The organism is Streptomyces sp. NPDC006923, assembly GCF_040635655.1.
Lineage (GTDB): Bacteria > Actinomycetota > Actinomycetes > Streptomycetales > Streptomycetaceae > Streptomyces.
On sequence record NZ_JBEYIF010000004.1, the window covers coordinates 534,900 to 560,247 of the forward strand.

A 25,348-nucleotide genomic window follows, 5' to 3' on the forward strand; every position below is an offset into this window, starting at 1 on the left:
TTCGGCGTTCATCGGCCGGGGAAATGCGCCACCTCTCGGACGGAGACATTCGCCAGGTCCGACCGTCCAACGGTGGGCACCGAGTACGGCCGCGGGTGCCGCCCATGGGCCGTCCCACCCCGTACCACCTCGGGTTTCGCTCCCCCGATCCGGGGGTGACGCCACCTCAGTGATTATTCATAATATCGGCTTTGCTGGCCACTCTCGCGAATAGCGGAATTCTTAGAATCACTCAAATGCGTCCGACGTCCGAGGTAAAAATCTGCGTAATATGCCGCACGGCGGAAACCAGGGGATTCACTCCGGCCAGGAACCGTCACCAAGCGTCTATCCCACGGGAGCTAGTTCCTCGATGACTCTATTCATTCCTGGCGCGCCACAACGGCGCGCGTTGTCGGCCTGGTTCGCGGCCGTGTTCACCGTGCTCCTCGCCGCCGTGGTGGTGGCGACGACATCGACAAAGGCGAGCGCCATCGCGACGGCCGTTCCGCTGGGTACGGCCACCAGCTTCGCGGTTCTCGCCGGCCAGTCGGTCACCAACACCGGACCTTCGGTGATCACCGGAGACCTCGGAGTGAGCCCCGGCACCGCGATCAGCGGGTTCCCGCCCGGTCTGGTCAACGGAACCATCCACTCCGCGGACGCGGTGGCCCTTCAGGCGCAGACGGACCTCACCACGGCGTACAACAACGCCGCCGGCCAGGCCCCGGACGCCAACATCGCCGGTGACCTCGGTGGCCTCACGCTGGCCCCGGGCGTCTACCGCGCGGCGTCCTCGATCGGCCTCACCGGCACGCTGACGCTGGACGCCGCGGGCGACCCCAACGCCGTCTGGGTGTTCCAGATCGGATCGACCCTGACGACGGCCTCCGCCAGCCGGGTGCTCCTGGTCAACGGCGCGTCGCCGTGCAACGTGTTCTGGCAGGTCGGGAGTTCCGCCACGCTGGGCACCGCCTCCACCTTCGTCGGCAGCATCCTCGCCCTGACCTCGATCAGCGCGACCACGGGAGCGACCATCAACGGCCGGGCGCTGGCCCGTAACGGCTCGGTGACGCTCGACACCAACACGATCACCCGCCCGATCTGCGGCGGCGCCACCACCACGACCGGTGCCACCACCACGACCGGCGCCACCACCTCGGGGACCACGTCCGGTGTGACGACGGGCGGCACCACCAGCGGCGGCATCCTGGGCGGTGTGCTCGGCGGTCTCACGACCGGTGGTACGGCCGGCAACATCGCCGGCGGAGTCGTCGCGGGCACCACGGGTGCCACCACGACCACCGGCGGCGCCAACGGCGGCCACCACAGGCCGGGCAAGCACCACCACTTCAAGCCCGGTAAGCACCACTTCTTCAAGCCCGGCTACGGCCACCACCAGGGATACGGCTCGAAGCCCAACTTCGGCTACGGCAAGAAGCCCGGCTACGGCGAGAACTACGGCTACGGCAAGAAGCCCAGCTACGGCGAGAACTACGGCTACGGCAAGAAGCCCAGCTACGCCGAGAACTACGGCTACGGCAAGAAGCCCAGCTACGGCCACCACCAGGGATACGGCCACCGGCCGAGCCCCTTCGGCGGCCACGGCTACCTGGGCTGAGAAAGAACCGCTCCGGCCCTCGCGGGCCGGAGCGTGATGTCCGCTCGTACGGACCGTACGAGCGGGTGGGGTGAGCGGCGCGCGACGGATCGTCATCGATTCCGTCACGCGCCGCTCGTTGTTTCCCGGTCCGTGAAGGCGCCTCGACGAGACCGGGAACATGTCACCGCGTCCGCTCAGATCCCGGGCGGCGCGAGCCGGGTGTAGGGGACACCGGTACTGGTGCCGCCGGGGGCGACGACGGTGACATTGACCGCCCCGGCCGCGCCGGGCGGCGCGGTGGCGGTCAGCTGGGTGTTGGAGACCACGATGAAGGCGGCCGGCACGGCCCCGAAGAGGACCCCCGTGGTGCCCGTGAAATTGCTGCCGGTCAGGGTGACCGTGTTGCCGCCCGCCAGCGGGCCCTCGTCCGGGACCACGGTGGTGAGGATCGGCGCGGCCGCGTACTGGTACGAGACGGCATTGCTCGTGCCACCGGGAGTGGTGACGCTCACGCCGACCGTGCCGGCCACGCCGACCGGGACGACCGCGCTGATCTCCGTCGCGGACACGACGGTGAACGAGGTGGCCAGGGTCACGCCGAAGCGGACCGCTGTGGTCCCCAGAAGATTCGAGCCGGTCAGCGTCACGGTGTTGCCGCCCGCGAGGGGCCCGGCGGGAGGGGCGACGCCGGTGAGGACCGGCGCGCCCACATAGAAGTAGGAAACGCCGTCCGTGCTCGTACCGCCGGTCGCGGTGACGGTGACCTGGACCGGCCCCGGCCCCCCATTGGGGACGACGGCGGTGATCTGGGTCGGTGTGACAACGGTGAAGGACGTGGCCGGGGTGGCGCCGAAGCGGACCGCGGTGACCCCGGTGAAGCCCGTACCGGTCAGCGTGACGGTATTTCCGCCCGAGAGGGGCCCCTGGCTGGGGACCACGGTGGTGACGGAGGGAGCGCCGACATACGTATAAGAGACCCCGGCGCTGGTGCCGCCGGGGGTCGTGACCGTCACAGGGACCGTGCCCGCGCCGCCCGCCGGAGCGATCACGGTGATCTGGGTCCCCGACACAATGAGAAAAGGGGCCGGTGTCGCCCCGAAGCGGACAGCGGTCGCGCTGGTGAAGCCCGTCCCGGTCAGCGTGACGGTGTTCCCGCCGGCGACCGGACCCTGGTTGGGCACAACGCTGGTGATCACCGGGGCGACCGTGGTGTAGAGGAAGCCAATGCCGTTGCTGGTTCCCTCGGACGTGGTCACCGTGATCTGCACGGCACCGGAGCCGGGCGGGGCGACGGCGGTGATCCGGGTCGGGGAGACGACAGTGAAGGAAGTGGCCGGGGTGGCGCCAAAATTCACCGAGGTCGCGCCGGTGAAACCGCTGCCGGTCAGCGTGACCGTGGTGCCGGGAACGCCCGAGACGGGGCTGCTTACGTTGATCACAGGGGCGGCCAGGACCGCCGATGGCTGGGCTGCTCGGGACGCGGGGCTGTCGGGTGTCTCCACAGCCGTTCTCCTATCGGGGGGTTCCTGTGTCGGGTTGCCGTCCGGAGCTCCGGCCGGACTGCGAGGAAGACTGAGTGGCCCGTCCGGCCGGGAAGCGGAAACTCCCCGGCCGGACGGACGATCACACGGTGCGCGGTAGGACTCCGGCGTCGGTCAGATGCCGGGACCTGCCGCATAGGTGAAGGCGTCCGCGGCCGTCGCGGTGCCCGCGGGGTTGGAGACGGTGACGTCGACGGCTCCGGCGACTCCGGGCGGGGTGACGGCGGACACCGTCGTGGCGTTGATGACCGAGAACGGCGCCGGCGCTCCGTCGAAGGTGACCTGGTTCGTGGACGCCAGGTTGGTGCCCGTGATGGTCACCGCGGTACCACCGGATGTCGGTCCGGTGGCCGGCAGGACGGTCGCGACGGTCGGATCGTCGATGTACGTGTACGACAGGCCGTTGTTGGAACCACCGGCGGTGGTCACACTGACCCCGACCGGTCCGGCCGCCGCGCCCGCCGGGACGACAGCGGTGATCTGGCTGTCGGACACGACCGTCGGCGTCACGGTGTTGGCACCGAAGGCCACGCCGGTCGCGGTGGACAGGCCCGTACCGCTGATGGTGATGGTATTGCCACCAGCGGTGGCGCCGGAGCTCTGGCTGAGGCCGGACTTGAACGGCGCGCCGACATAGAAGAACGGCACCGGGTTGCTGGTCCCGCCAGGGGTGACCACTGTCAGGGGGACCGTGCCGGTGCCCGAGGGCGAGACGGCAGTGACCGTGGTGGGCGAGACGTTGGTGACAGCGGTGGCGGGGTTGGAACCGAAGTTCACGGCGGTGGTGCCGGAGAGGTTGGTTCCCGTGATGGTGACGAGCGTGCCGCCTCCGGTGGATCCCTGGTTGGGGCTGATAGGCATGGTCGCACTCCTTCTGTGTGAACTGCTGTCATGAATGGGGGTGTTGATTCCGGTCTTAGCTGTGGAGGGACCCACGGGCGGTGCCGGTGCCCGGTCGGTCCGCTCCCTCACCTCCCCTTTCACCGGCCCAGTGGGCGCGCTTGGCCGGCGCGCCCGGGGGCCCCTGAAAGTCGCCTCTGGAGGGACACCGACGTCGGCCGTCGCCGCGCGGGTGCCTGAAGTTGCTGAGCCGTGTGGCGAGCCGCCGGCTCCTGACGCCGTGGCCGGCCCGCAGCGAAGGCAGCTCCGGCCGAGCCGGAGTCGCCTGCTCACGGTGACGTATTGACTGCCATCCAGCGGCTCGACATGGCTGCGGTGTTCATGTGACGAGTACTGACTCGACCACGGCGGCAACGCCGCACCATGTGTCGTAGAGTCCCCTGGCCGCTCGCGCGGCCTCGACTCGGTGTACGCGGATGGCTCGCGTACTGCTCCATTACGTAAGGCGGAAGGTCGCCACACCAGCGGCTGCCGGACCATGGCATCTGCTGGGGTGGGTCCAAAATCCCCTTCGGGGGCGCCCATCGCGACCGGACGGCGAAAACGCTGTCAAGATCCGTCGTGCAAGGACTGTCGGCGAATAGCCGGTGCCGCGCTCCCCCGGAGAGGGATGGGCGGCCCACCGGTTCGGAGACATCAGTCACCCATACCAAGCGAATATGGCGCAAGCAACTTGTCACGCGGTCACCCGAACGGAGCAGCGCACGCGCGTAGATGGGCGTGACGGAGGAGACCCGATCCGCCCCCTGTTTTTTCGAACACCCCGGGGACCGACGGGCGCGGTTGACGGCCACGGGCCTTTCCTGGCATGCCGAAGGGCGGCGGGCACATGGCCCGCCGCCCTTCGTTCACTCGTGCTACCGGTCGTGGAACCGGCCGGGCGCCGGTCCCGGCGCCATCGATACGACTACCTGATGACCGTGATCCTGTTCGCCGCCGGCGGGTCCAGCGGGGCCGTCGCCGAGGAGTTCGCCGCCAGGTAGGCGTTGAACAGGTCCAGGTCCGACGGACCCACCAGCTTGTTGGTGCCCTGGCCCAGAGCCGCGAAGCCGTCACCGCCGCCCGCCAGGAACTCGTTCATCGCGACCCGGTACGTCTTCGCCGGGTCGATCGCCTCGCCGTTCAGCCGCACCGAGTCCGTGACCACGCGGGCCGCGCCCGTCTTCGTCATGTCCAGGGTGTAGGCCAGGTTGTGCGAGATCTGGAGGATCTTCGGGGAGCTCTCGTTCGCTCCGCTGACCTGCTGCTGGAGCGCCGTGACGAGCTGGGCGCCCGTCAGGTCCACCGCGTTCATCATGTTGGTGAACGGCTGCACCGTGAAGGACTCGCCGTAGGTCACCACGCCGTCGCCCTCGGCGCCGGACGCCTTGTAGACCAGGTCCGACCTGATGCCGCCCGGGTTCATGAAGGCGACCTGCGCGCCGCCCTTGTCGGCCGGTGCCATGCCCGCGAGCTGGGCGTCCGCGATCACATCGCCGAGCGGCGACTCCGGCGTCGTCGCGCCGCGGCCGTTGATGTCCGCGGAGATGAAGCCCTGCGCGGTGTTGGCGACCGGCGCGGCCAGCGTGTTCCAGCGCGTGATCAGCGAGGTCATGTCCGCGGCCTTCGGCTGCTCGCGGCTGACAATGTGGTTCGCCGACTTCACGCCCGTACGCACGATGTCGTTGGTCCGGCGGTCGTAGGTGAGCGTGGTGTCCGTGTAGAGCCTGCCGAACGACGAGGCCGACGTGACCAGACGCGGCTTGCCGGCCGGGTCCGGGATCGTGCAGACGTACGCGTTGTGCGTGTGGCCCGTGACCAGCGCGTCGACCTTCGGCGAGATGCCCTTGGCGATGTCGACGATCGGACCGGAGACACCGCCGCCGACGGCCGGGCTGTCACAGTCGTAGTTGTAGGCGGAGGAGGCGGGCAGCCCGCCCTCGTGGATCAGCGCGACGATCGACTTGACGCCCTGCCGGTCCAGCTCCTTGGCGTACTTGTTGACCGTCTCGATCTCATCGTGGAACTTGAGCCCCTTGACGCCCTCGGCGGTCACGATGTTCGGCGTGCCCTCCAGGGTCACCCCGATGAAGCCGATCTTGACGCCGTTCTTCTTCCAGACCGTGTACGGCTTGAGGACCGGCTTGCCGGTCTTCTCGGACGTCACATTGGCGGCGAGATACGGGAAGTCGGCGCCCTTGAACTTCTTCCCGCGCTCGTAGCAGCCCGCGGTCGGATGGCAGCCGCCGTTCTGGAGCCGGGCCAGCTCGACAGCGCCCTCGTCGAACTCGTGGTTGCCGACGGACGTCACATCGAGGTCCATCTTGTTGAGCGCCTCGATGGTCGGCTCGTCGTGGAAGAGGCCGGACAGCAGGGGGCTCGCGCCCACCAGGTCACCGGCCGCCGCCGTGACGGAGTACGGGTTGCCCTTGCGCGCGGTGCGCAGCGAGGACGCCAGGTACTCGACGCCACCGGCGGGGATCGCCTTGGTCGTGCCGTCGGCCTGCTTCTCGTTGACGGTCCCGGACGAACCGGCCGGCGGCTCCAGGTTTCCGTGCAGGTCGTTGAAGGACAGCAGTTGAACGTCCACGGTGTTCGGCTTCTGGTGGCCGTGCCCGTGCCCGTGACCGCGGTCATGGGCGGCGGCCGGCATCGCGGCGGCGAGCGCGCCCACGGTGGCCAGACCGGCGGCTGCGGCGAGCAACCGCCGGGCCGCGCGGTTCTTCTGCGGTGTCGCTGACATCGGTCCCCTTGTGAATTCAGCGTGAGGGTCGTGAGGGATCCGGCGCCCCGAGGCCCCGGAGTCCGTGAAGACTGCGAGGCGCAGCCTAGAGTCAACGCGCGTAGCTCGACAGGGGGTGCGGGTTACGAGCTGGTTGCCGTTGGGCGCCGCCGCCGGCCCTGCCCCGCGGGACGGGACGCCCCGGGCGGGTCCGGCCACACCGCCACCCGTACTCCGCCCGCCCGGGGCTCTCGCCGTACCCTCGACGCATGACTGACGCAGCAGCCCGCGACACCGGCCGGCAGATCCAGACCCTCGACGCGCTCACCCCGGAGCAGGCGGAGGACGTCCTCGGCCTGCTCGCGGAAGCGGTCGTGTCGGACGGGGTGCAGGCCGTCTCCGAACAGGGCCGGCTCCAGTTGCGCGGCGGACACCGGGAGGGTGTGCGCCATTTCCTGCTGACCGTCGACGACGAGCTCGTCGGGTACGGCCAGCTTGAGGACACCGACCCCATCGAGGCGCCGGCGGCCGAGCTGGTCGTCCGCCCCGGCCGGCGCGGCTGCGGCCACGGCCGGGCGCTCGGAGTCGCGCTGCTGACCGCGTCCGGGAAGCGGCTGCGGGTGTGGGCGCACGGCGGCAAGTCGGCGGCGCGCCATCTCGCGCAGGTCCTCGGGCTGACCCTGTTCCGTGAACTGCGCCAACTGCGCCTGCCGTTGAGTCCGCTCACCGTCGCCGAGCCGGTGCTGCCCGCCGGAGTGACCATCCGTACCTTCGTGCCGGGACAGGACGACGCGGCCTGGCTCGCCGTCAACTCCGCCGCCTTCGCCCACCACCCGGAACAGGGCACGCTGACCCAGCGGGACCTGGACGACCGCAAGGCCGAGCCGTGGTTCGACCCGAAGGGCTTCTTCCTCGCCGAGCGCGACGGCGAACTGATCGGTTTCCACTGGACCAAGGTGCACGCCGAGGAGCGCCTCGGCGAGGTGTATGTCGTGGGCATCAGGCCGGACGCGCAGGGCGGCGGTCTCGGCAAGGCGCTCACCGCGATCGGCCTGCGCCATCTCGCGGCCGAGGCGCTGCCGACCGCGATGCTCTACGTCGACGCGGACAACACGGCCGCGGTGACGGTGTACGAGCGGCTGGGCTTCACCACCCACGAGGTGGACCTGATGTACCGCACGGAGTCCTGACTGTCCTGACGCCTCCGCGCGGACCCTCCGCGCGGCCTGTCCCGCCCGCCGGCCGGCTCGCGGGAACGTTCGGCCGGCGTCCGTACGTTCCCAGGTCAGCGCCCCGGACGCCGGTCCGGGGCGGCGGGCGGCCCCGGGGAGCCCCGCCCCGCTTTCCTTCACGTCATGTCGCCGTTACCGGCCATTCAGACGCTCTTGCGACGCTCGGTGAATGCAGCCCGCGGTGCCCCCCACTCCGAACGGCAGGATCTACCTCACCCCTGCTCTCTCCGACGCGCCTGTAATGCCCTCAGCGCGGAAGAATGGGGATATGAGCCAGCAGCCCGCCGAGGTCCCGGCACAGCACTCCCAGCCGTCCGTCGGTTTCATAGCCGCCCACCGACCGCACACCGTCGCCACGGGCGGCTCCGACCTCGAACCGGATCTGGACGCCGACCTCGACGCGTACGAGGAGGAACCCGGGCCCGACGACGCGAAACTGCCCCACGGGCGGTTCCTCGACCGCGAGCGGAGCTGGCTCGCCTTCAACGAACGCGTCCTCGAACTCGCCGAGGACCCCGCGACCCCGCTTCTCGAACGGGCCAACTTCCTCGCCATCTTCGCGTCCAACCTGGACGAGTTCTTCATGGTCAGGGTGGCCGGCCTCAAACGGCGCATCGCCACCGGCGTCGCCACCCGCTCCGCGTCCGGCCTCCAGCCCCGCGAGGTCCTCGACCTGATCTGGACCCGCTCCCGGGAGCTCATGGCCCGGCACGCCGCCTGCTACCAGCAGGACATAGCCCCGGCACTCGCCGACGAGGGCATACACATCATCCGCTGGCCCGAGCTGACCGAGAAGGAGCAGGGCCGCCTCTTCACGCTCTTCCGCCAGCAGATCTTCCCGGTGCTCACCCCGCTCGCGGTGGACCCGGCACACCCCTTCCCGTACATCTCGGGCCTCTCGCTGAACCTCGCGGTCGTCGTCCGCAACCCGGTCAGCGGCCACCGCCACTTCGCGCGGGTCAAGGTGCCGCCGCTGCTCTCCCGCTTTCTGGAGGCCTCGCTCCAGCGGTACGTGCCGCTGGAGGACGTCATCGCCGCCCATCTGGAGGAGCTCTTCCCCGGGATGGAGGTCCTGGCGCACCACATGTTCCGGGTCACCCGCAACGAGGACCTGGAGGTGGAGGAGGACGACGCCGAGAACCTCCTCAAGGCGCTGGAGAAGGAGCTCATGCGGCGCCGCTTCGGCCCGCCGGTCCGCCTGGAGGTCGAGGAGTCCATCGACCCGTACGTCCTGGACCTGCTGGTCCGCGAGCTGAAGGTGTCCGACTCCGAGGTCTATCCGCTGCCGGGGCCGCTGGATCTCACGGCACTCTTCGGGATCTCGGCGCTGGACCGGCCCGAGCTGAAGTACCCGAAGTTCATCGCGGGCACGCACCGGGACCTCGCCGAAGTGGAGTCCGCCTCCGCTCCGGACATCTTCGCGGCCCTGCGCGAGCGGGACGTGCTGCTGCACCACCCGTACGACTCGTTCTCCACCTCCGTCCAGGCGTTCCTGGAGCAGGCCGCCGCCGACCCGGACGTGCTGGCCATCAAGCAGACGCTGTACCGGACGTCCGGCGACTCCCCCATAGTCGACGCGCTGATCGACGCCGCGGAATCGGGCAAGCAGGTCCTCGTCCTCGTCGAGATCAAGGCCCGCTTCGACGAGCAGGCCAACATCAAATGGGCGCGCAAGCTCGAAGAGGCCGGCTGCCATGTGGTGTACGGCCTGGTCGGGCTGAAGACCCACTGCAAGCTCTCCCTGGTGGTCCGGCAGGAGGGCGAGAACCTGCGCCGCTACAGCCATGTCGGCACGGGCAACTACCACCCGAAGACGGCACGGCTCTACGAGGACCTCGGTCTGCTCACCGCGGACCCGCAGGTCGGCGCGGATCTCTCGGACCTGTTCAACCGGCTCTCCGGCTACTCGCGCCGGGAGACCTACCGCCGGCTGCTGGTCGCCCCGAAGTCCCTGCGTGACGGACTCATCACCCGTATCAACAAGGAAACCGCGCACCACCGCGCGGGCCGCCCCGCCTATGTCCGTATCAAGGTCAACTCGATGGTCGACGAAGCCGTCATCGACGCCTGCTACCGGGCCTCCCAGGCCGGAGTGCCGGTCGACATCTGGGTCCGCGGCATCTGCGCCGTACGGCCCGGAGTCGCCGGCCTCTCCGAGAACATCCGGGTCCGCTCGATCCTGGGCCGCTTCCTGGAGCACTCCCGGGTCTTCGCCTTCGGCAACGGCGGGGAGCCCGAGGTCTGGCTCGGCAGCGCCGACATGATGCACCGCAATCTCGACCGCCGTATCGAAGCACTGGTCCGGGTCACCGACCCGGCCCACCGCGCGGCACTCACCCGGCTGCTGGAGACCGGGATGTCCGACACCACCTCTTCCTGGCACCTCGGCGCGGACGGCAACTGGACCCGGCATGCCACGGATGCGGAGGGTCAGCCGCTGCGGAACATACAGGAAATGCTCATAGACGCCCGGAGGCGCCGGCGTGCAGCACCATGAAGTGGACACCGACCGGCTGACAGCGGGGGAGGTCCTGGCCGGGTATCTGCACTCCCGCGCCGGCGACTTCCTGCGCAGCCTGCGGATGTACAGCGAGAGCGGCTCGGACACCGCGACGGCCGAGGCCGCCGCGCGTGCCCTGCGCGGCGCGGCCCGCAGGATAGGCGGCGGCCTGCACACCTTCCGGCCGCTGCTCGACCCGGTCTGGGCCGACCAGCTCCGTACGGAACTGGGCTGGCTGTCCGGCACCCTCGCCCAGGAACACGCCTGCACGGCCAGGCTGCACCGGCTGCTCGGCGCGCTGGCGCGGCTCTCGGGCGCCTCGCCGATACCCGCGCCCGGGACAGAGACCGCTCCGGACGGCCGGCCTCCGGGCGCGCTCACCGTCGGAGCGTCCCGCGCCGGAGCCCTGCTGGAGCGCCAGCTCACCCTCGCCAGGACCCGCGCCCACTCGGCGGCGCTCCAGGCGCTCGGCTCGTCCCGCTTCCACGCGGTCGCGGACGCCGTGGCCGTACTGGCCTCCGAGGTGCCACTGGCACCGATGGCGTCGGCCCCGGCCGTCGAGATGCTGGCCGGGCCGGGCGAAGGCACCGAACGACAGCTCCTGGACGGCGTCGCCCGCCTGCCGCTGGCGCGCGCCGCGCACCCGTACAACGCGGAGGCCCTGGTCCACGGGCTGGCCACCGCGTCGGACGGCGAGGCACAGGACGCGCCCTGGCATCAGGTGCGGCGACTGCTGCGGCTGCACCGGTACGCACAGGAGGTGTGGTGCGCCGGCGGCGCCCCCGATCCGGTGCTGCTGAGCGCGGTCACGGCCCTGGACCGGCACCGCGACGCGGCCGAGGCCGCCGCCGCCGCGGCGAACGCGGCCCGCACACCGCGGATCGCCCCGGCGACCGCCTACGCCCTGGGCGTGCTCCACGCCGACCAGCGGCACGAGGTCGAGGCGGCCCGCTTCGCCTTCCAGCAGGTGTGGCAGCAGGTGGCGGCGACCGCCCCATGAACACAGCGAACACGCCACCGAACGCGAACGGCGACGGGGGAGGGACCATGCCCGCGGACGGCGGAGAAGACATCGTGGTCGCGGCGGGCTGTGTGCTCTGGCGCCACTCGCGGGAGGAGGACGGCGGCCCGGAGATCTGTCTGGTGCACCGGCCCAAGTACGACGACTGGTCGCACCCCAAGGGCAAGCTCAAGCACGCGGAGGACATCCTGTCCGCCGCCCTGCGCGAAGTGCTGGAGGAGACGGGCCACCACTGCGCGCCCGGCCCCCGGCTGGGCACCGTCCGCTATCTGGCCCAGGGCCGCCCCAAGGAGGCCACCTACTGGGCGGCCGAGGCGACCGACGGGGCCTTCACACCGAACGACGAGGTCGACCGGATCGTCTGGCTCCCGCCGGCGGCGGCCCGGGAGCGCCTGACGCAGCCGAGGGACCGCGTGCTGGTGGACGCGCTGCTGCGGGCGCTTTAGGGCGCGCTCTGTTGGGGGGCTCGGTTCGCCCGCGCCCCCCCTTTTTTCAGGGCTCGGTTCACCTCCGGGCGCTTTGTGCCCCTGTCGACACTCGACCGTGCTCGATCCGCTCGTACCTCACGAACCTCCGCGCGCTCTCCCTCTCGACAGCGGCGCGCCCTTCGGCTCACTCACCCCCCTTTTTTCAGGGCTCGGTTCGCCTCCGGGCGCTTTGTGCCCCTGTCGACACTCGACCGTGCTCGATTCGCTCATACCTCACGAACCTCCGCGCGCACTCCCTCTCCGTTCCCGAACAGCGGAGGCGGGCGGGTGACCGCCGGGCCGTGCGACCTGAGCCGCCCGGCGGCCGAGAGCTGTCCCGTCAGCACCGGTGGCCGGGGTACCGCGCCTCGCGCCGGAGGAAGCGCACTCCGCCGAGGCGCCCCTGCCAGGACGCCCCGGCTGACCCGCCCCGCCTCACGAAGTGGCGCATAAAGCGCCCGGAGGCGAACCGAGCCCCAAAAAGAAGGCCGCTACCCCAATTGGGTGAGCTTTTGCGTGCCGCACCAGGCCGTATGCCATGGTTCACCTTCCGTTCACTCGGCCCCGTCGACGGCTTCACCTGATCTGCCTAATTTCGGACTTACACGGTGACCGGCTCAGCGCCACACCAACCACCCCGACGCACGCCGCCGTAGAAAACACACAGGCCGGCGGCTCCTGGAAGGAAACACCCGAAGTGAAGCTTCAGCGCAAGAACGGGCTGCGCGCCACCGCGCTCGGTGCCCTCGCCGTCTCCGGCGCCCTGGTTCTCACGGCGTGCGGCTCGGACGACAACAGCGGTACCGGCGCCTCGACGAAGCCGACCAGCGCCGCCGCGAACGCCATATGTGACGGCGCCAAGGGTCAGCTCCTGGCCTCCGGTTCCAGCGCGCAGAAGAACGCCATGGACCTCTGGATCAAGAACTACATGGCCACCTGCTCCGGCGTGGAGGTCAACTACAAGTCCTCCTCCTCCGGCGAGGGCATCATCGCCTTCAACCAGGGCACCGTCAGCGTGGCCGGCTCCGACTCGGCGCTCAAGCCCGAAGAGGTCGCCGACTCCAAGAAGATCTGCGCGGGCGGCCAGGGCATCAACCTGCCCATGGTCGGCGGCCCGATCGCCATCGGTTACCACCTGGAGGGTGTGGACAGCCTCGTCCTCGACGCCCCCACGCTCGCCAAGATCTTCGACACGAAGATCAAGAACTGGAACGACCAGGCGATCGCCAAGCTGAACCCGGGCGTCAAGCTTCCCAACAAGCCGATCCAGGCCTTCCACCGCTCCGAGGACTCCGGCACCACGCAGAACCTCGGCAAGTACCTGGGCGCCACCGCCACGTCCGACTGGAAGTACGAGGCCGAGAAGAAGTGGCCGGCCCCCGGTGGCCAGGCTGCCTCCGGCTCCGCCGGTGTGGCCACGCAGGTGAAGCAGGTCGACGGCTCGATCGGTTACTTCGAGCTCTCCTACGCCACCTCGCAGCAGATCTCCACCGTCAAGATCGACACGGGCGCCAGCGCCCCGGTCGAGGCGACGTCGGAGAACGCGTCCAAGGCCATCGCCGCCGCCAAGGTCAAGGGCACCGGCAAGGACCTGGCGCTCGACCTCGACTACACCACCAAGGCCGAGGGTGCCTACCCGGTCGTCCTGGTGACGTACGAGATCGCCTGCGACAAGGGCAACAAGGCCGAGACGCTGTCCACGGTCAAGTCCTTCCTCACCTACACGTCCAGCGACGAGGGCCAGAAGGTTCTCTCCGAGGCCGGCTACGCGCCGATCCCGGCCGAGATCAACGCCAAGGTCCGCGAGACGGTCGCCTCCCTCTCGTAGTCCGTCAGTGACGGCCGCCGGCCCGGTGCGACCCTCCGGGCCGGCGGCCGTCCACCCATCCGGTGCACCGCCGCCAGGGGAGCCTCCGCTCCCTCACACAGACCGGAAAGACCATGGCTTCCACGACACCGATCGACCATCCTCCCGCCCCGCCTGTCCGCCGCCCGTCGGGCTCCACAGGCCGCGCGGGCGACAAGATCTTCTCGGGCCTCTCCAGGGGCTCGGGCATTCTGCTGCTCGTCATCATGGCGTTGATCGCGGGGTTCCTGACCTACCGCACCGCCATCGCCATCTCCAAGGACGAGGGAAACTTCCTCACCACCTTCGACTGGAACCCCGCCGCGACGCCGCCCGTCTTCGGCATCGCGGTTCTGCTCGTCGGCACGCTCGTCAGCTCGGTCATCGCGATGATCATCGCCGTCCCGATCGCCGTCGGCATCGCGCTGTTCATCTCGCACTACGCGCCGCGCCGGCTGGCCGCGCCCATCGCCTATGTCGTGGACCTGCTGGCCGCCGTGCCGAGCATCATCTACGGCATCTGGGGCGCCGTCGTCCTGGTGCCGTATCTCGACGGCCTGAACCTCTGGCTCGACCAGTACTTCTCGTGGACGTACATCTTCGACCAGACGCAGCCGGGCGTGGCCCGCAACATGCTGACCGTCGGCATCCTGCTGGCGATCATGATCCTGCCGATCGTGACCAGCGTCAGCCGTGAGGTCTTCCTCCAGGTCCCGCGGATGAACGAAGAGGCGGCCCTCGCGCTGGGCGCCACCCGCTGGGAGGTCATCCGGCTGTCCGTCCTGCCGTTCGGCCGCTCCGGTGTGATCTCCGCGTCGATGCTGGGACTCGGCCGCGCGCTCGGCGAGACGATGGCCGTCGCCACGGTCCTCTCGCCGAACTATCTGATCTCGCTCCACCTGCTCGACCCGGGCGGCGGCACGTTCGCCCAGAACATCGCGGCGAAGTTCGACGAGGCCAATGAGCTCGGGCGCGACGCCCTGATCGCCTCCGGTCTGGTGCTCTTCGTCCTCACCCTGCTGGTGAACGGCGCGGCCCGCCTGATCATCGCGCGCCGCAAGGAGTACTCGGGGGCCAACGCATGAGCCACGCAGCCATACAGAACAAGCCGGCCCCGGTGCCGCCCCTGGGCGGGAAGGAAAGCCTCAGCCAACGCAGCCTGCCGCGCTGGGCCCCGGCCGGCTTCGCCGCCGCCGGGATCGTCGTCGGTGTGGGCATCGGTGCCGCCGCCGGCCTGGAGTCCAAGGTCCAGTGGGGCCTGATCGCCGTCATCGCCTTCGTCGTCGTCTCGTACATCGTCACCTCGGTGGTCGAGAACAAGCGACAGGCCAAGGACCGCCTCGCCACCAGCATCGTCTGGGTGTGCTTCGTCCTCGCGGTCATCCCGCTGTTCTCGCTGCTCTTCACCACCATCAGCCGCGGTGTGAAGGTCCTCGACCCCTACTTCCTGAGCCACTCGATGGCCGGCGTCCTGAGCACGGAGCCGGGCGGCGGTGTCTACCACGCGCTGATCGGCACGCTGGAGCAGGTCGGTATCGCCACCGTCATCTCCGTCCCGATCGGGCTGCTGACCGCCGTCTATCTGGTGGAGTACGGCAAGGGCGCGCTGGCCAGGGCCGTGACCTTCTTCGTGGACGTGATGACCGGTATCCCGTCCATCGTCGCGGGTCTGTTCATCCTGTCGATCATGCTGCTCGCCTCGATCGAGGGATCCGGTCTGATGGGGTCCCTCGCCCTGACGATCCTGATGATCCCGGTCGTGGTCCGCTCCACCGAGGAGATGCTGAAGCTCGTACCGAACGAGCTGCGCGAGGCCGCGCTCGCGCTGGGTGTGCCGAAATGGCGCATGATTCTGAAGGTGGTCCTGCCGACCGCGATCGGCGGTATCACGACCGGTGTGATGCTCGCCATCGCGCGTATCGCCGGTGAGACCGCGCCGATCATCCTGCTGGTCTTCGGCGGCCAGTTGATCAACGCGAACCCCTTCGACGGTCCTCAGTCCTCGCTGCCCTTCTACATCTTCGAGCAGTACAAGACCGGCGAAGTGGCTTCGATCGACCGCGCCTGGGCCGCCGCTCTGGTGCTGATCGCCTTCGTCATGATCCTCAATCTCGTCGCCCGCGGCATCGCCCGCTGGAAGGCCCCGAAGACCGGCCGCTGAGGCCTCGATATCCGGCTCCGCCGCGCGGGGCCACGAAAGAAGCAGTGATTCAGATGGCCAAGCGAATCGACGTCAGCGGACTCTCCGCCTACTACGGCTCCCACCGGGCGATCGACGACATCTCGATGACCGTGGAGCCCCGCTCCGTGACGGCCTTCATCGGCCCGTCCGGCTGCGGCAAGTCCACCTTCCTCCGCACCCTCAACCGTATGCACGAGGTCACCCCCGGTGGCCGCGTGGAGGGCAAGGTCCTCCTGGACGACGAGAACCTCTACGGCTCCAACGTCGACCCGGTCGCCGTGCGCCGTACGGTCGGCATGGTCTTCCAGCGCCCCAACCCCTTCCCGACCATGTCGATCTTCGACAATGTCGCGGCGGGCCTGCGGCTCAACGGCAAGGTCCGCAAGAGCGAGCTGTCGGACGTCGTCGAGCGGTCCCTCAAGGGCGCCAACCTCTGGAACGAGGTCAAGGACCGCCTGAACAAGCCCGGTTCCGGTCTCTCCGGCGGCCAGCAGCAGCGCCTGTGCATCGCCCGCGCCATCGCGGTCGAGCCGGATGTGCTGCTGATGGACGAGCCCTGCTCGGCGCTCGACCCGATCTCCACTCTCGCCATCGAGGACCTGATCGGCGAGCTGAAGGAGCGGTTCACGATCGTGATCGTGACGCACAACATGCAGCAGGCGGCGCGCGTCTCGGACCGCACGGCCTTCTTCAACCTCTCCGCCGTCGGCCAGCCCGGCAAGCTCATCGAGATCGACGAGACCGAGCGGATCTTCGCCAATCCGTCCGTCCAGGCGACCGAGGACTACATCTCCGGCCGCTTCGGCTAAACCGCGAAGGCCCCCGGCCGGCCGAGCCGTCCTGCGGTGCTGCATGGCGGTGCCACCGCAAGGCGATGGGCCCGCCCCCTCTCCCAGGGGGCGGGCCCATTTTTTACGTCGGGCTCCTCGCGTCCGGCTCTTCGCCCGGCTTTTTGTGCCCGGCTTCCCTGTCCGGCTTCCCTGTCCGGCGCGGACAGGCGTACGGGCACGGCTCAGCCGCACTTCAGGTGTGATGCGCACGGTTTGTCCCGGTGCGACGGGGACCGGTCGTCCTCACGGTCCCGTCCGGGCCGGACCGGAGAGCTCCGTCTCCGGTCAGCCGAAGGCTCCGGTCAGCCGAAGGCCAGATTCACGATCCAGAAACTCAGCGCCGCGACCAGCGCGGCGGCCGGCATCGTGATGAACCAGCCGAGAATGATGTTCTTCGCGACGCCCCATCGCACCGCGTTGACCCGCTTGGTCGCTCCGGCGCCCATGATCGCCGAGGTGATGACATGCGTCGTCGAGATCGGCGCGTGGAACAGGAACGCCGAGCCGAACATGATCGACGCGCCGGTCGTCTCGGCCGCGAAGCCCTGCGGCGGGTCCAGCTCAATGATCTTGCGGCCCAGTGTCCGCATGATGCGCCAGCCGCCCGCGTACGTGCCGAGGGACAGCATCAGCGCGCAGACAATCTTCACCCAGACCGGGATCGCGTCGCTGGAGTCCTCCACATCGGCGATGACCAGCGCCAGCACCACCACGCCCATCGTCTTCTGCGCGTCCTGGAGGCCATGGCCGAGCGCCATCCCCGCCGCCGAGACGGTCTGGGCTATCCGGAAACCGCGCTTGGCCTTGTGCGGGTTGGACTTCCTGAATATCCACATGATCGCCACCATCACCAGATAGCCGACGACCAGACCGACGACCGGCGAGACGAACATCGGAATGACGATCTTCTCCAGCACCCCGGACCAGATCACATCGGTCCCGCCGGCGAGCGCCGCGCCCACCATCCCGCCGAACAGCGCGTGGGACGAGGAGGACGGAAGTCCGTAGTACCAGGTGACCAGATTCCAGACGATCGCCCCGACCAGCGCGGCGAAGAGGATGCCCATCCCCCTCGACCCGGTGGGTGTGGCGATCAGCCCCTCGCTGACGGTCTTGGCGACCCCCTGTCCCAGGAACGCGCCCGCGAGATTCATCACCGCCGCCATCGCCAGAGCGGCCCGGGGCGTCAGCGCCCGGGTGGAGACGGAGGTCGCGATGGCGTTCGCGGAGTCGTGAAAGCCGTTGGTGTAGGTGAAACCGAGCGCGACACCAATGGTCACGACGAGTGCGAAGGTGTCCACGAGGTTCAGGACTCCTTGACCGCGATGGTCTCCACCGTATTCGCGACGTGCTCGAACGCGTCGGCGGCCTCTTCAAGCACATCGACGATCTGCTTGAGCTTGAGCACCTCCATCGCGTCGTACTTGCCGTTGAAAAGATGGGCCAGCAGTTTGCGGTGGATCTGGTCGGCCTGGTTCTCCAGCCGGTTGACCTCGATCCAGTACTCGGTGAGGTTGTCCATCGTGCGCAGGTGCGGCATGGCCTCCGCGGTCAGCTCGGCGGCCCTGGCCAGCACCTCGATCTGCTGCTCGACGCCCTTGGGCAGTTCCTCGACGTTGTAGAGGACGACCAGGTCGACCGCCTCCTCCATGAAGTCCATGATGTCGTCGAGCGAGGAGGCGAGGTTGTAGATGTCCTCGCGGTCGAAGGGCGTGATGAAGGAGGAGTTGAGCTGGTGGAAGATCGCGTGCGTGGCGTCGTCGCCGGCGTGCTCCGCTGCCCGCATCCGCTCCGCGATCTCGGCCCTGGCGGAGGAATCCGCCCCGAGCAGTTCCATCAGGAGCTTGGAGCCCGTGACGATGTTGTCCGCGGATGCGGCGAACATGTCATAGAAGCTCGTCTCCCTGGGGGTCAGACGAAATCGCACGGGTGGTCCTCGGGGTACATAGGTTTCGGTCGGGCTGATGCTAGGTGCACCATCCGGCCACGGTAACCGGCAAGTCCCCAGTGTCGCCCATAGGGCAGGGTGGTGAGCACAGAGCCTCTGCTCCATGAATCACAGAGGGGTACGATATACCCATGCCGGGTATATGACCCCGCTTCGGGCAGCACAGCAGGAGGACGCGATGACGACCATGGAGACGGCCGGCGCGGCGACGAGCGAGGCGCCCTCCGTCATGACTGATCACGACCGGGGAATCCACGGCTACCACCAGCAGAAGGACGAGCACCTCAAGCGGCTGCGCCGGATCGAGGGCCAGATCCGCGGGCTCCAGCGGATGGTCGACGAGGACGTCTACTGCATCGACATACTGACCCAGGTCTCCGCCTCCACCAAGGCCCTTCAGTCCTTCGCGCTCCAGCTCCTGGAGGAGCACCTCCGCCACTGCGTCGCCGACGCGGCGGTCAAGGGCGGTGACGAAATCGACGCGAAGGTCGAGGAGGCGACCAAGGCGATCGCCCGCCTGCTCCGCACCTGACGCGTCCGGGACGACGGCCCGGGCCGATGGCGCGGGCCGGTTGTCGACACGGACCGGGCCCCGGTCATTCCCGGCAGCAGCCGGCCCGCCGGGGGAGCCGGGCCGGGGCGGGACGCTCGGCCGTGACGTTCAGCACTTCATCGATCCTGGCCGCGCTGAGCCGCTCCCCGTCCGCGGCGGACGCGGCGATCATCAGCTCACCGCACAATTCGATCTCGGCCAGAGCCACGTGGTCCTGAACGGTCGGCATACGCACCAGAGCCACGTGCAATCACCTCTTTCTGCCGGTGTCGGCTTCCCCAGGGCTGTCCCGTCATCCCGGGCGGGCGGGCGCCGACAGCCGCGGCACCTCGCCGCGTTGCCGGAACATCCCCATACGCCCAGTACGGGGACGTCTCTCCGCCTCGCGACGCACCGCGTCCGACGCCGCCCGCCGATCCACCGCGAATTACGGGACACCCCTCAGCGTAGGGAGCGCGATACACACCGCGCATGGCACGTCCGGACCATTTCCGCCTTGGTCCTCCCGGCTACGGCTTGATTTGATCTTGCCGCGTCCCGCCGTGATCCCTCCAGGCCGCCCGGGTCACGTCTTGATCTCGCCTGCGAAGATGTCGTCGCTCGGCGGCAGCGTGATCACGACCGGGGCCCCGAACGCGTACAGCAGCGTGGTCGACGCCACAGCGACGGGACGCCCCTGGTTGACATAGCTGAACTGGTGCCTGACCTTGCGCAGCCGCCCGGACTCGTCCAGATAGGCGTCGAACGGCACGGTGTCCTCGGCGAATCCGCGCGCCGCCGCCGCCAGCGCCCCGCGCGCGTACGGCGGCGCGGCCTTCGCGGCCCGCCCGATGCCCGTCACCCCCCGGTAGTGCGACACCCGGACCCCGGCCAGATCCTGCTCCCCGACATACATCACATTCCGGGCACCGCGCAGCAGTTCGGCGGCGGTCAGCGGATCGGTCGCCCCGCCCGTGACAAGATTCCCGTCCTCCAGCGAGGTCGAATCGATCCTGACCCATTTGTCGGCGGGCACCCCGGCGCCCCGGTTCTTCATGTACAGCGCCGCGGGCGACAGCAGTTCGGTGATCGGCCGGTGCTCGCTCGCACCCGCGGGATCCTTGGGCAGGACGACCCTGAGCTGCCCCATCCGCTTGCCGAAGTCGTATCCGCCCTCGCCCCGGATGGTCAGCCGGGTGCCGCCCGCGGCCATCTCCATGGACGTACGGGCCTTCGAACTCCCCTCGGCGAGCAGCACATCGGCCGCCTTCCGCACCGCTCCCGGATCGCCGCCCGACCGGGCGTCGGCCATGGCGCCGACGCCACCGGAGCATCCGGCGGCCGCGGCCACGACCCCCGCCACGGCCATGACGGCGAGCGCCGCGCCCCTGAGTCCGTGCTGCCGCACCACCATCGCCTGCCAACCCCCAACGCCCGACCACCGCTTGTCCGAAACCCACCCTTCCCGCATAACGACGGCCCGCTCCCCCCGTCACGCCGGTCCCGGTCACGGCGCGCCGCCACGCCGGTACGGTGGACCTGTGAGCGAGTCAGAGATCTCTGGTCCCCCCGCCGCCGCGTCACCTCCTCCCGCTTTGTCCCACACCACGTCCACCGTCGAACGTGGTTCCTTCTGCCTGGCCCGCTGCACCTGCGGCTGGTCGGGCCCCGCCCGCAGATCCCGCGACCTCGCCCGTACGGACGCGGCCTCGCACACCCCGCCGCACTGACGCCGACCTGGTGAAGGCATGTCCAAGCCATGCCCAAGCCATGGCGAAGAGCTGACGAAGAGCTGACGAAGCCTTGGCCTGGGCCCGGTCCGGTGCTGCCTACGGTTCCCGGGTAGACGCGAGTGAGTACGCGAGCACCACCCACATCACCCGCACCACGGAAACTCGTGCGTCCGCGACCTCCTCCCCACCCGGAGACGCCGCCCGCGCGTCACCGGGTCGCCCCCCAGGAGGTCCTCAGATGGAACGGCGCACACTGCTCACCGCGGCGGCGGCCGGCGTCACGGCCGCCGCCGCGACCGCCTGCTCCGGCGGCGTCAGTGACAGCGGGAAGGGCGGTCCCGCACCCACCCGCCGCGGCGCCACGGCCTCCAGCGGTGCCCCGACGGCGAGCGCCTCCGCCGGGGCCCCCAATTGGGGCGCGCTCGCGAAGGGGCTCGACGGCGACCTCGTACGGCCGGACGACGCCGCGTACGAGACGGCCCGGCTGCTCTACAACACCCGCTTCGACAATCTGAAGCCCGCGGCGGTCGCCTATGTCTCCGGCGAGGACGACATCCGGGAGTGCCTGGCCTTCGCCCGCACCCACCGGACCCCCGTCTCCATCCGCAGCGGCGGCCACTCCTACGCGGGCTGGTCCAGCGGCAACGGCCGCCTGGTCATCGACATATCGAAACTCGACTCCCTCGACCACGCCTCCGACGGAATCATCGGCGCCGGCGCCAGGCTCGCCGACGTCTACCGGACCCTCGCGGACCGCGGCCGTACGATCCCCGCCGGATCCTGTCCCACCGTCGGCGTGTCCGGGCTCACTCTCGGCGGCGGACACGGCGTCGCCGCCCGCGCCTACGGGCTCACCTGCGACAGCCTCACCTCCGCCACCCTGATCACGGCCGACGGCAAGCGGCTGACCGCCGACGCCGAGCAGAACCAGGACCTCTTCTGGGCGCTGCGCGGCGCGGGAAACGGCAACTTCGGTGTCGTCACCGAGCTGCGCTTCCGTACCCACCCCGCGCCCGCGACCGTCTCCGCCTATGTGAACTGGCCCTGGTCGAAGGCCGAGACCCTGCTCGGGGCCTGGCAGAAGTGGGGCCCGGACCAGCCCGACGAGATCTGGTCGTCCCTCCATCTCTCCGCCGGTCCTGGCGGGGCCACCCCCACCATCTCCCTCTCCGCCTTCACCCTCGGCAGCGAGGCCGACCTCAAGAACGCCCTGGACCGCCTCGCCGACGGTCCCGGCGGCCCCGGACCCGCGAGCTCCGTGGCGCTGCGGCCGCGCGGATACGAGGAGGCGATGCTGGTGTACGCGGGCTGTTCGGGCCTCACCGCGGACCAGTGCCGTCTGCCCGGCAGCACTCCGGGCCGCAGCGAGCAGGGCGCCCTCCAGCGCGAGACGTACTCCGCGGCCTCGGACTTCTTCGACCGCGATCTCTCGCCCGCCGGACTGCGCGCCCTGGTCTCCGCCGCCGAGGACTTCACCCGGATCCCCTCCTCCCGGGGCGGCGGCAGTGGTTCCATCGCGCTCACCGCGCTCGGCGGGGCGATCAACCGGGTGGATCCGCTCGCCACGTCCTTCGTCCACCGGCGCTCGCGGATACTCGCCCAGTACATCGCGTCCTGGCAGCCCGGCACCCAGGGCCAGACCCAGCAGGCGTGGCTGAAAAACACCCATGGCGCGATGCGCCGGTACGCGTCCGGCGCGGCGTACCAGAACTACATCGATCCCCTGCTGACGGACTGGCGCACGGCGTACTACGGCGCCGCCGCGGACCGGCTGACCCGGCTGAAGAGGCAGTACGACCCCGAGCGGCTGTTCGAGTTCCCGCAGGCGCTCTGATTCTCGCGTTCCACGGCCGGCCCGTAGCTCGAACGGTCCACCGAAGTGGCCGTACGGGCCGCCCGGCGATCCTCTGTACGTAGGAAGAAGAGGGGGGCACACCCGACTCGCGAGGACGGACCATGCACGGACACATGCACGGACCCATCCATCGAAACGGACCCCGGATAACCGCGGCGCTCGGCACGGCCGCCGTTCTCCTGCTCACGCTCGGCTCCGTCGCCGTCGCGTCGGTGGACGAGCCGGCCGGGACGGACCGGCGCACACCCGTCAACGCCTCGGCGGACCGGGCACCGGCCGGCCTCGACGGCGGACCGCTGTGGCGCGCGAAGGCGCAGCCGACCCCCGCCGCGAGCACCTCCGTCTCCGCCGGTGACACCGCGTCCGTGCTGGCGTCCGCCTCCGCGCGGGCCTCGGCCGACGCGATGGCGTCGGGGACGAGGGCGCCCGCCGACCCCGATGTGGTGACCGCGACGGTGACAGCGACGTCGACGATGAACGGGGTGGTCGCCACGGCCACCGCGACCGTCACCGCGACAGCGACCACCGGCACGGGCGAGACCGGCGCCGGACTGCCGACCGCGGGCACCCTGCAGATCACCCCGTCCGGCGCGGCGCGAGGAGGCGCCGACCATATGAACGCCACCGATTCCTCAGATCCCTCAGGAGCGACCGAACTCGCTCTCCTCATCAGCGTCACCGCGTCGGCCGCGGCCGGCACGATCCTCGTGGTACGCCGCCTCCAGCGCCGCGCCACGGGTGGCCGGCACTGACCATGGCCAGAACGGTGGGACCCGTGGTCACGGCGGACCGGGCGATCAGGGCGCTCCTGGCGGTGGCGGCCCTCGGCCTGGTGGCAGCCGTACTGCTGCACGCGTTCCCGGGGCGGCCCACGTCGCCGGCCACCGCCGAACCCCGCGCCGTGCATGTCACGGACCCGCCCACCGCACCCGCACGGCTGCACATCCCGAGGCTCGGCATCGACGCGGACGTCATGGCGCTCGGGCTCGACAGGAAAGGCGCCCTGGACGCTCCCGGCTTCCGCAACGCGATGAAGGTCGGCTGGTACGCCCTGGGTCCGCGCCCCGGCGAGCGCGGCCCGGCCGTACTGGTCGGCCACCGGGACGCCCCCACCAACCCGGACAGCACCGAGATCAGGCCCGGCCGGCCCGGCATCCGCAACGCGGTCTTCGCCAAGCTGGGCCGGCTGCACCCGGGCGACCGGGTCCTCACGGAGCTGGGAGACGGCAGACAGCTTCCGTTCCTGGTGACCGCCGTCGACACCTATCCGACCAAGTCCTTCCCCACGGAAAGGGTCTACGGCCCGGTGTCCACCCCGCAGCTACGGCTGATCACCTGCGGCGGTTTGATCGACGAACGGGGCCACTGGGACTCGAATGTCGTCGTCAGCGCCGTCGCGATCCCCCAGCCGGACCGCGATCAGGCGGTCACGGGGTAACGCGCACGCACCGGATGCCGGATGCCGGATGCCGGATGCCGGATGCCGGTTGTCGGTTGCCGCCGGCGCCTACGCGGCGAGGTTGTTGTCGTCGGGGCGCGGCTCGGGGATGCCGAGCGGACGCGTCCCGGCGCCGGTGCCGGCCGCCAGGTCCGCCTCACGCGCGGCCCGCGACCGTACGAACCAGCCCAGCCGCGCGGAACGGGAGACGGCGGACAGCAGCGGGGTCAGCAGCGCGAGCGCGAGAGGGGTGAGGAGCAGGGCGACCGCCGTACCGAGCGCGAAGCCTCCGACCACGTCGGTCGGGTAGTGGACCCCCATGTAGACCCGGCAGAAGCCCTCGATCACCGCGAGCGCGAGCGCGGCGAGACCGAACTTCCGCTGGGCGACGAAGACTCCGACGCCGATGGCCATCGCCATCGTGGCGTGGTCGCTGACGAACGAGTAGTCCGTCTTACCGGCCACCAGGACCTCCAGGCCCTTGTGGTCCAGGAACGGTCTCGGCCGTTCGACGAACCCGCGGATCGGGACATTCACCAGCACCGCGACCCCGGCGGCGAGCGGCGCCCAGACGAGTCCGGCAACGGCCGTGACCGAGTCCTCCAGCGAGCCGTGCCGCCGCACGCTCCACCAGCAGCAGAGGACCACGAGCACCAGCGCGACCAGGATTCCGTACTCGCCGACGAACTCCATGACGCGGTCGAACGACGGCGGTGCGTCCTTGGCCAGCCCATTGATGTCATAGAGCAGGCTGACGTCGGGGTTCGACCCATCCAGTGCGAGTCCAGCCATCTGCTGCGGCCCCTTGCCTCGTCGCCTGCCGCGCCACGCGACCGTGTGCGCCGCTTCCACCAACCCCGGTGGTCGGTACGGAACATGCTGCGAGATCAATACCGCAGCTCTCGTCCAGGGAACGGCCTACTCGCCGCGCACGTTCCACTCTCCACCGAACGATCACCATGACGTTATCGAAGAGTGACACATCGTCGCAGCTCAGGGCCTCTGCCTGACGGAGAGTTCCGGCCACCGGGCTTCGGCCA

The 25,348-nt window shown here is 69.9% G+C and carries 22 protein-coding genes; 14 read left to right on the plus strand and 8 right to left on the minus strand.

Features of this window, described 5'->3' with window-relative positions; translation table 11 throughout:
- The first annotated feature begins 352 nt into the window (after positions 1 to 352).
- Complete coding sequence (locus ABZ707_RS10880; protein WP_360171178.1) at positions 353 to 1,600, plus strand: ice-binding family protein; 1,248 nt, start codon at positions 353 to 355, stop codon at positions 1,598 to 1,600.
- Between the two features lie 176 nt (positions 1,601 to 1,776).
- Here the strand turns inward: ABZ707_RS10880 and ABZ707_RS10885 are convergent, their stop codons facing one another.
- From ABZ707_RS10885 to ABZ707_RS10895, 3 genes are all read right to left on the minus strand, one after another.
- Entirely contained in the window at positions 1,777 to 3,084 is a 1,308-nt protein-coding gene (locus tag ABZ707_RS10885) for an IPT/TIG domain-containing protein (protein ID WP_360171181.1), read from the minus strand.
- A gap of 153 nt (positions 3,085 to 3,237) precedes the next feature.
- Complete coding sequence (locus ABZ707_RS10890; protein WP_360171184.1) at positions 3,238 to 3,984, minus strand: IPT/TIG domain-containing protein; 747 nt, start codon at positions 3,982 to 3,984, stop codon at positions 3,238 to 3,240.
- Positions 3,985 to 4,930: 946 nt separating this feature from the next.
- Positions 4,931 to 6,745, minus strand: a complete 1,815-nt coding sequence (locus ABZ707_RS10895; RefSeq protein WP_360171187.1) for a bifunctional metallophosphatase/5'-nucleotidase — start codon at positions 6,743 to 6,745, stop codon at positions 4,931 to 4,933.
- 248 nt (positions 6,746 to 6,993) lie between these two features.
- On the opposite strand from ABZ707_RS10895, the gene mshD reads away from it, so the two are divergent.
- The 8 genes from mshD (at position 6,994) to pstB (ending at position 16,781) form a co-directional block, all read left to right on the plus strand.
- The gene (mshD, locus tag ABZ707_RS10900; protein WP_360171190.1) at positions 6,994 to 7,914 is read left to right on the plus strand and encodes a mycothiol synthase; all 921 of its coding nucleotides are present in this window, start codon (positions 6,994 to 6,996) and stop codon (positions 7,912 to 7,914) included.
- Between the two features lie 310 nt (positions 7,915 to 8,224).
- Positions 8,225 to 10,453, plus strand: coding sequence for an RNA degradosome polyphosphate kinase (locus ABZ707_RS10905; RefSeq protein WP_360171193.1), 2,229 nt, complete (start codon positions 8,225 to 8,227; stop codon positions 10,451 to 10,453).
- Positions 10,440 to 11,456, plus strand: a complete 1,017-nt coding sequence (locus ABZ707_RS10910) for a CHAD domain-containing protein (protein ID WP_360171196.1) — start codon at positions 10,440 to 10,442, stop codon at positions 11,454 to 11,456. The genes ABZ707_RS10905 and ABZ707_RS10910 overlap by 14 nt, the downstream gene beginning before the upstream one ends.
- A 47-nt stretch (positions 11,457 to 11,503) precedes the next feature.
- On the plus strand, positions 11,504 to 11,923 hold the full coding sequence (locus ABZ707_RS10915; RefSeq protein ID WP_360171199.1) for an NUDIX hydrolase: 420 nt from the start codon (positions 11,504 to 11,506) through the stop codon (positions 11,921 to 11,923).
- Between the two features lie 718 nt (positions 11,924 to 12,641).
- Positions 12,642 to 13,772 carry a phosphate ABC transporter substrate-binding protein PstS gene (pstS, locus tag ABZ707_RS10920; RefSeq protein WP_360171202.1) on the plus strand — a complete coding sequence of 377 codons (1,131 nt, stop codon included), beginning with the start codon at positions 12,642 to 12,644 and terminating at the stop codon, positions 13,770 to 13,772.
- 113 nt (positions 13,773 to 13,885) lie between these two features.
- The gene (pstC, locus tag ABZ707_RS10925) at positions 13,886 to 14,875 is read left to right on the plus strand and encodes a phosphate ABC transporter permease subunit PstC (protein WP_360171205.1); all 990 of its coding nucleotides are present in this window, start codon (positions 13,886 to 13,888) and stop codon (positions 14,873 to 14,875) included.
- Complete coding sequence (gene pstA / locus ABZ707_RS10930; RefSeq protein ID WP_360171208.1) at positions 14,872 to 15,951, plus strand: phosphate ABC transporter permease PstA; 1,080 nt, start codon at positions 14,872 to 14,874, stop codon at positions 15,949 to 15,951. The genes pstC and pstA overlap by 4 nt, the downstream gene beginning before the upstream one ends.
- Positions 15,952 to 16,004: 53 nt before the next feature.
- The gene (pstB, locus tag ABZ707_RS10935; protein ID WP_360171211.1) at positions 16,005 to 16,781 is read left to right on the plus strand and encodes a phosphate ABC transporter ATP-binding protein PstB; all 777 of its coding nucleotides are present in this window, start codon (positions 16,005 to 16,007) and stop codon (positions 16,779 to 16,781) included.
- Between the two features lie 323 nt (positions 16,782 to 17,104).
- On the opposite strand, the gene ABZ707_RS10940 is transcribed toward pstB, so the two are convergent.
- On the minus strand, positions 17,105 to 18,103 hold the full coding sequence (locus ABZ707_RS10940; protein WP_360171214.1) for an inorganic phosphate transporter: 999 nt from the start codon (positions 18,101 to 18,103) through the stop codon (positions 17,105 to 17,107).
- Positions 18,104 to 18,108: 5 nt separating this feature from the next.
- Positions 18,109 to 18,729, minus strand: a complete 621-nt coding sequence (locus ABZ707_RS10945) for a DUF47 family protein (RefSeq protein WP_319682010.1) — start codon at positions 18,727 to 18,729, stop codon at positions 18,109 to 18,111.
- A 199-nt stretch (positions 18,730 to 18,928) separates the two neighbouring features.
- On the opposite strand from ABZ707_RS10945, the gene ABZ707_RS10950 reads away from it, so the two are divergent.
- The gene (locus ABZ707_RS10950; RefSeq protein WP_360171217.1) at positions 18,929 to 19,282 is read left to right on the plus strand and encodes a metal-sensitive transcriptional regulator; all 354 of its coding nucleotides are present in this window, start codon (positions 18,929 to 18,931) and stop codon (positions 19,280 to 19,282) included.
- A 64-nt stretch (positions 19,283 to 19,346) separates the two neighbouring features.
- On the opposite strand, the gene ABZ707_RS10955 is transcribed toward ABZ707_RS10950, so the two are convergent.
- Both ABZ707_RS10955 and ABZ707_RS10960 read right to left on the minus strand, forming a co-directional pair.
- Positions 19,347 to 19,532 (minus strand): hypothetical protein, encoded by a 186-nt coding sequence (locus tag ABZ707_RS10955; protein ID WP_360171372.1) that lies wholly within the window; start codon positions 19,530 to 19,532, stop codon positions 19,347 to 19,349.
- A 336-nt stretch (positions 19,533 to 19,868) separates the two neighbouring features.
- Entirely contained in the window at positions 19,869 to 20,696 is an 828-nt protein-coding gene (locus tag ABZ707_RS10960; protein WP_360171220.1) for a hypothetical protein, read from the minus strand.
- Positions 20,697 to 20,877: 181 nt separating this feature from the next.
- Here ABZ707_RS10960 and ABZ707_RS10965 point away from each other — a divergent pair, with 181 nt between their 5' ends.
- The 4 genes from ABZ707_RS10965 to ABZ707_RS10980 all read left to right on the plus strand — a co-directional run bounded on the left by ABZ707_RS10965 (position 20,878) and on the right by ABZ707_RS10980 (position 24,308).
- Positions 20,878 to 21,012, plus strand: a complete 135-nt coding sequence (locus ABZ707_RS10965) for a hypothetical protein (RefSeq protein ID WP_360171378.1) — start codon at positions 20,878 to 20,880, stop codon at positions 21,010 to 21,012.
- Between the two features lie 241 nt (positions 21,013 to 21,253).
- Entirely contained in the window at positions 21,254 to 22,849 is a 1,596-nt protein-coding gene (locus ABZ707_RS10970) for an FAD-binding oxidoreductase (RefSeq protein ID WP_360171223.1), read from the plus strand.
- A gap of 134 nt (positions 22,850 to 22,983) precedes the next feature.
- The gene (locus ABZ707_RS10975; RefSeq protein ID WP_360171226.1) at positions 22,984 to 23,622 is read left to right on the plus strand and encodes a hypothetical protein; all 639 of its coding nucleotides are present in this window, start codon (positions 22,984 to 22,986) and stop codon (positions 23,620 to 23,622) included.
- A gap of 2 nt (positions 23,623 to 23,624) precedes the next feature.
- Positions 23,625 to 24,308: a sortase gene (locus ABZ707_RS10980; protein WP_360171229.1), complete on the plus strand. Its 684-nt coding sequence runs from the start codon at positions 23,625 to 23,627 to the stop codon at positions 24,306 to 24,308.
- 69 nt (positions 24,309 to 24,377) lie between these two features.
- Here ABZ707_RS10980 and ABZ707_RS10985 read toward each other — a convergent pair whose 3' ends face one another.
- Positions 24,378 to 25,100 (minus strand): phosphatase PAP2 family protein, encoded by a 723-nt coding sequence (locus tag ABZ707_RS10985; protein WP_360171232.1) that lies wholly within the window; start codon positions 25,098 to 25,100, stop codon positions 24,378 to 24,380.
- Positions 25,101 to 25,348 lie beyond the last annotated feature (248 nt).

Excerpts from the sequence above, each read along its gene's own strand:
- pstC (WP_360171205.1), top strand. The coding sequence starts at position 13,886 with ATGGCTTCCACGACACCGATCGACCATCCTCCCGCCCCGCCTGTCCGC.
- pstA (WP_360171208.1), top strand. The coding sequence starts at position 14,872 with ATGAGCCACGCAGCCATACAGAACAAGCCGGCCCCGGTGCCGCCCCTG.
- ABZ707_RS10895 (WP_360171187.1), bottom strand. The coding sequence starts at position 6,745 with ATGTCAGCGACACCGCAGAAGAACCGCGCGGCCCGGCGGTTGCTCGCC.
- ABZ707_RS10960 (WP_360171220.1), bottom strand. The coding sequence starts at position 20,696 with ATGGTGGTGCGGCAGCACGGACTCAGGGGCGCGGCGCTCGCCGTCATG.
- ABZ707_RS10980 (WP_360171229.1), top strand. The coding sequence starts at position 23,625 with ATGGCCAGAACGGTGGGACCCGTGGTCACGGCGGACCGGGCGATCAGG.
- ABZ707_RS10880 (WP_360171178.1), top strand. The coding sequence starts at position 353 with ATGACTCTATTCATTCCTGGCGCGCCACAACGGCGCGCGTTGTCGGCC.
- ABZ707_RS10955 (WP_360171372.1), bottom strand. The coding sequence starts at position 19,532 with ATGCCGACCGTTCAGGACCACGTGGCTCTGGCCGAGATCGAATTGTGC.
- ABZ707_RS10950 (WP_360171217.1), top strand. The coding sequence starts at position 18,929 with ATGACGACCATGGAGACGGCCGGCGCGGCGACGAGCGAGGCGCCCTCC.
- mshD (WP_360171190.1), top strand. The coding sequence starts at position 6,994 with ATGACTGACGCAGCAGCCCGCGACACCGGCCGGCAGATCCAGACCCTC.
- ABZ707_RS10975 (WP_360171226.1), top strand. The coding sequence starts at position 22,984 with ATGCACGGACCCATCCATCGAAACGGACCCCGGATAACCGCGGCGCTC.
- ABZ707_RS10915 (WP_360171199.1), top strand. The coding sequence starts at position 11,504 with ATGCCCGCGGACGGCGGAGAAGACATCGTGGTCGCGGCGGGCTGTGTG.
- ABZ707_RS10905 (WP_360171193.1), top strand. The coding sequence starts at position 8,225 with ATGAGCCAGCAGCCCGCCGAGGTCCCGGCACAGCACTCCCAGCCGTCC.
- ABZ707_RS10985 (WP_360171232.1), bottom strand. The coding sequence starts at position 25,100 with ATGGCTGGACTCGCACTGGATGGGTCGAACCCCGACGTCAGCCTGCTC.
- pstB (WP_360171211.1), top strand. The coding sequence starts at position 16,005 with ATGGCCAAGCGAATCGACGTCAGCGGACTCTCCGCCTACTACGGCTCC.
- ABZ707_RS10890 (WP_360171184.1), bottom strand. The coding sequence starts at position 3,984 with ATGCCTATCAGCCCCAACCAGGGATCCACCGGAGGCGGCACGCTCGTC.
- ABZ707_RS10970 (WP_360171223.1), top strand. The coding sequence starts at position 21,254 with ATGGAACGGCGCACACTGCTCACCGCGGCGGCGGCCGGCGTCACGGCC.